The sequence below is a fragment of the Colwellia sp. E150_009 genome (assembly GCF_053543955.1).
The window spans coordinates 1-4,450 of sequence record NZ_JBHFOM010000078.1 but is presented as its reverse complement, the minus strand read 5'-3'; the positions used below and the strand labels follow the sequence as shown (position 1 = coordinate 4,450).

Here is a 4,450-nt window from a genome sequence, read left to right as displayed (position 1 = left end):
GTCCAATAACATTATTACAAGCCGTTTTGGGGCGTAACAACAAAGGTTATTTTAAAATACATATAATTATTTGTTTACAAAGATGTTTTTTAGTGAAATTATTAGCCCACGTAATATACGCTGTTTTGGGGTGTTATAAACCACCAAAATGGTGTTCAATAAGCTGTTAAATGACCTTGCATAACCTCAGCTTCAAACTGTGGCGAAATACTCTAACTAATAAGGAAGTTATAACTTGACAACATCATTAAGAGAAGATGCTTTAAAATTTGGTAAAATTAAAGAAGTTGACGGTGCCGCAATTATACTTCATGCAGATGTTTTAGAGCGCGAGTTTCAAGGCATAAAGCACTGCGCTGAGGTTGGTGCTTATGTTAACTGTGGCGGTGCGCACGGTAATACAATTTGTACTATAAGCAAAGTTCAGATCACTGAAATAGAGAAAACAAAAAGAGCGATAGATGGGTTTGAAATAGTTAGAGAAGAGAGGAAAGTAGTAACGCTTTCAATCTTGGGTTGTGCTATCAATGGTAAGTTTAATCGAGGCACCAAGCGACTTCCCACAATAAATTGTGATACATACTTTCTTAGCAGTGACCAAGTAAACCAATTAATCGGCATAGACCTAGAAGAAGACAAAGAGCACTTTTGTGTTACCGATGCAAACGATGACGATCAAACATATTTAAATCTAGATAAGTTAATGGGGCGACATACTGCCATATTAGGTACAACAGGTAGTGGCAAAAGCTGCACTGTAGCATCGATAGTTCAGTCTATATTATCAAGCTATGAGTGCCCCAGAATATTATTTTTTGATATTCATAATGAATACCCTTCAGCATTTGGCTATAACGATAAAGCACCAAACGAAGACTTTAAAAATAGGACAAATGCAATTCCTTGGAATGAGTTTACACTCCCATACTGGTTTTTAGATTTAGAAGAGTTTTTCGGTGTTTATCATCTTGAGCCTGGATCTAACCAGAAAGCCATAATAAAAAGGCTTATAACGAAACAAAAAGAATTAGAAGCTGAAAAGCAAAATATTGATGGTGTAGTCGTTTCTGCAGATACACCAATTTTTTTCAGTATTGATGCTCTTTTAGATGAAATTATAGCTGAAAAGGACTCCCAAAATAATGCCACTAATAAGAAACCATATGAGAGCATTATTCTTAAACTCCAAGCTGTACGTTATGACACTCGTTACTCATTTCTTCATCGAAAAATTGATAGTGAAACATCAATAGTCGAATATTTTGAATTTATTTTAGGTTTAGCAGAATCTGAAGCATATTTAAACATATTAGATTTAAGTGGCTTGCCAGCAGAAGTAAGAGCTGTTTGTGTTGGCGTTATTTCAAGATTATGTTTCGACTTTAAATATTGGGATTTAGATTCTGAAAATATCCCTCTTAACTTAATACTAGAAGAAGCTCACACTTATATTCCAGAAGATAGTGATTCAAAGTTCAATATAGCAAAAGAACGGGTTGAAAGAATTGCTAAAGAAGGTCGGAAGTATGGTATAGGTTTGACAGTTGTAACTCAACGGCCGTCAAATGTTTCTACAACAGTTTTATCGCAATGTGGTACATACATTGCTCTTCGACTTACCAATGATCTAGATCAAAACAAGATTAAAAGGTTGTTGCCAGATACATTAGCTGGTCAAGTTGACTTCTTGCCTAGCCTTAGAGACGGTGAGGCATTTGTTTCTGGAGACTCAATTAATTTACCAAGAAAAGTTCAATTTAGGGTGCCAAACCCAATGCCTAGAAGTAATGACGTTAGATATCATAAATCTTGGAAACTAGGGAAGCCTGTGAACTATTCATTAAAAGCCTTAGTTGACTCTTGGCATAAGCAGGACAAATCTAAATGAAGATTGACTCTATAAAACTTTGCGGTTGGCGCTCATATGATTTAAATGGCGTCTATATAAGCGGATTAAAGTCAATCAACCTAATTATTGGACCAAATAACTCAGGGAAATCTAATTTAGCAAAATATTTTAATTACTTAAAAAGTATAGCTAGTGAAAACCTGACTGCTGGAACTGCGATTTCAGTTGCCGCTGAACTTGATGAAAGCCAAACATGGGGTTGGGGAAAGGAAAAAATTAACTGCGAAATTTCACTTTCAAACGATAATGCCTTCACGGAAGATGATAAAATTTCTTATACGGTAAATGAGAATAAAGTTACGCTAGATTGCTACCATGACGTTAGTTCTAATACATCTGTTTTAAACATGAAGGTTAATGGCAAGCCGATTTTCAATGATAGTAATTTAATCTGTTCTGATTTGGAAGCAGATACATGGATAGACCCGACTGACGATGTAGCAGGGTTTAGTGATAATGAATTTTACTGGAGAAGCTTCTTAAATTCATTGGTATTTGTTGACCCTATTCGACATCACTCGCGTAATTCGAATAATGATCAAAGCTACTATTTTGATGGCGCAAAAATTATTGAAGAACTTGATAAGTTAAGACTCGACAGAGCAACTCCATCAAACTGGGCTGGATATAAAAGACAAATTAAGCAGTGGCTAACTGATATTTTATCTGAGCAAGTAACTAATATTGAAGTTGTAGATAAGGATTTAAATATTGAGTTTGAATCAGGACTATCCTTTTCTTTAGATCAGTTAGGTACTGGTGTCTCTCAAATAGTGATGTTGCTATCACACCTTTGGATTAACAAGGAAGTCAATTTAAACGTCTTTCTTGAAGAACCTGAAGCTAATTTACACCCAGAAGCAGTAGTTAAACTTATAAGTATTTTTGAGAAAGAGTTAATTAATCATAGATTCTTTATCACTACTCATTCTCCATCCCTTATTGACTGCCTAAATGAAAACTGGGCTGTATACAGAACTTTAAAATCGCCCAATGGCGCAAGTTCAATTACCCCGAATGACAATGTCATCAAGTATTATGAAACATTAGATTCACTGGGCGTAAAAGCTTCTCAAATACTTCAAGCTAATACTGTTTTATGGGTTGAAGGGCCTAGTGATAGGATTTACTTGAAAAAATGGATTGATATATATTCTGACGGAGAACTGAAAGAAGGAAAAGACTATTCCTTCTTATACTTTGGCGGTACAAACTTAGCTTCTTTCACAGTACTAGATGATATTGGTGAGAATCTAATTAATATTTTTAGTACCAGTAGGAAGGCATGCTTGATTGCCGATTCTGATTGTTCTTCGCAAACAAATCGAGATGATGAGGGTTTTAAAGCATATCTAAGTTCTATGTTGGATAGACTTCGAACAGCCAATGCTAATAATGCTGGTTTAGATTCAACAGTAGAAGATTATGTCAAAGTGTGGATTACGGAAGGTCGTGAAATTGAAAATTATATTTGCAAAAACCTATTCTTTGATATTTTAACTAGCCAAGGTTTCAAGCGTGAATCAATTGGTCAGGGAGATAACCATAAGAAACTGTCGTTAAAATCAACTCAAGCTTCAGACTTTATATTTGAAAAATTTGATTCATTCGACAAAGCTATTTCCGATTGTTATCAATTTGACGATGCTACCCAGCTAGATGCATCTTCATTGAGTAATATTGCTTTAAGTTATGCAAGCAAAAAAGTACCTATTGCTAAAGCGGTAGTCGATAAGCTCGATAAAACACACTGTTCGTTACTTGACTTAGAAAATAAACTGAAAGATTTAGTTGAGTTTATTCGGAAATAGTTTGGTTGGCACCGGCCATTTAACAAGGCCATTAAGTCGGATTCGCAACAGCTTGCTCGGTTCCACTTCGTTTCACATTTTAGCAAGCTATTACTCACCGCTTATGGCGGCGTTATGCGTATAGAGAGTTTCAATGCAACTTGAGCTGTTATCTAAAGATCATTTGGAGAAATTATTAGCTTTCGAGCTAGAAAATAGATCATGGTTTGAATCATTAATTGAGCCTCGAGGACATGATTTTTATTCGGCTAAAGGTGTCGGAAAGCACATTGATGCAGAACTTAATAAGGTAAATTCTGGTACAGCGTTTTGTGGTTTACTTATTAAAAATAATGAAATTGTCGCAAGAGCCAATTTAAGAGATATTAGCACTAATAAAGCTGTTGTCGGTTATAGGGTTTCAAAACGTTTTTTATCTCAAGGCTATGCAAGCTTTTGTCTGGCTTCACTAATTGATATTGCAAAAAGAAAATTTTGCGTTCGTTCATTAGAAGCTAAAGTATTAGAAAACAACCCAGCTTCAAAGCATGTATTGTTAAAACAAGGCTTTGAGCCTATTGGTAATGTCCCTAACTTTATTGTATTAAATAATAAGCAGTTAGCTTGTACAGAGTTTAGGTTAAAATACGCATAACAAATAAGAATAGGTGTCGCGTCAGCCGACACCTTATTCGGGTGTTGAACAAGCCCGAAGCGCTACTTATAGTGTAAATAGTGATTTTTTGTTGAA

Annotated in this window: 3 protein-coding genes; all 3 read left to right on the top strand. The window is 35.2% G+C overall.

What is annotated here, in order from left to right; translation table 11 throughout:
* Positions 1 to 235 precede the first annotated feature (235 nt).
* The 3 genes from ACE1OF_RS19415 to ACE1OF_RS19405 all read left to right on the top strand — a co-directional run bounded on the left by ACE1OF_RS19415 (position 236) and on the right by ACE1OF_RS19405 (position 4,354).
* Complete coding sequence (locus tag ACE1OF_RS19415; RefSeq protein WP_448896526.1) at positions 236 to 1,888, top strand: ATP-binding protein; 1,653 nt, start codon at positions 236 to 238, stop codon at positions 1,886 to 1,888.
* The gene (locus tag ACE1OF_RS19410) at positions 1,885 to 3,720 is read left to right on the top strand and encodes an ATP-dependent nuclease (protein WP_448896525.1); all 1,836 of its coding nucleotides are present in this window, start codon (positions 1,885 to 1,887) and stop codon (positions 3,718 to 3,720) included. Before ACE1OF_RS19415 ends, ACE1OF_RS19410 begins: the two co-directional genes overlap by 4 nt.
* 133 nt (positions 3,721 to 3,853) lie before the next feature.
* Positions 3,854 to 4,354, top strand: a complete 501-nt coding sequence (locus ACE1OF_RS19405) for a GNAT family N-acetyltransferase (RefSeq protein ID WP_342884029.1) — start codon at positions 3,854 to 3,856, stop codon at positions 4,352 to 4,354.
* Positions 4,355 to 4,450 lie beyond the last annotated feature (96 nt).

What these genes read in the sequence shown, in the direction of transcription:
- ACE1OF_RS19410 (WP_448896525.1), top strand. Translation starts at nt 1,885, where the DNA reads ATGAAGATTGACTCTATAAAACTTTGCGGTTGGCGCTCATATGATTTA.
- ACE1OF_RS19405 (WP_342884029.1), top strand. Translation starts at nt 3,854, where the DNA reads ATGCAACTTGAGCTGTTATCTAAAGATCATTTGGAGAAATTATTAGCT.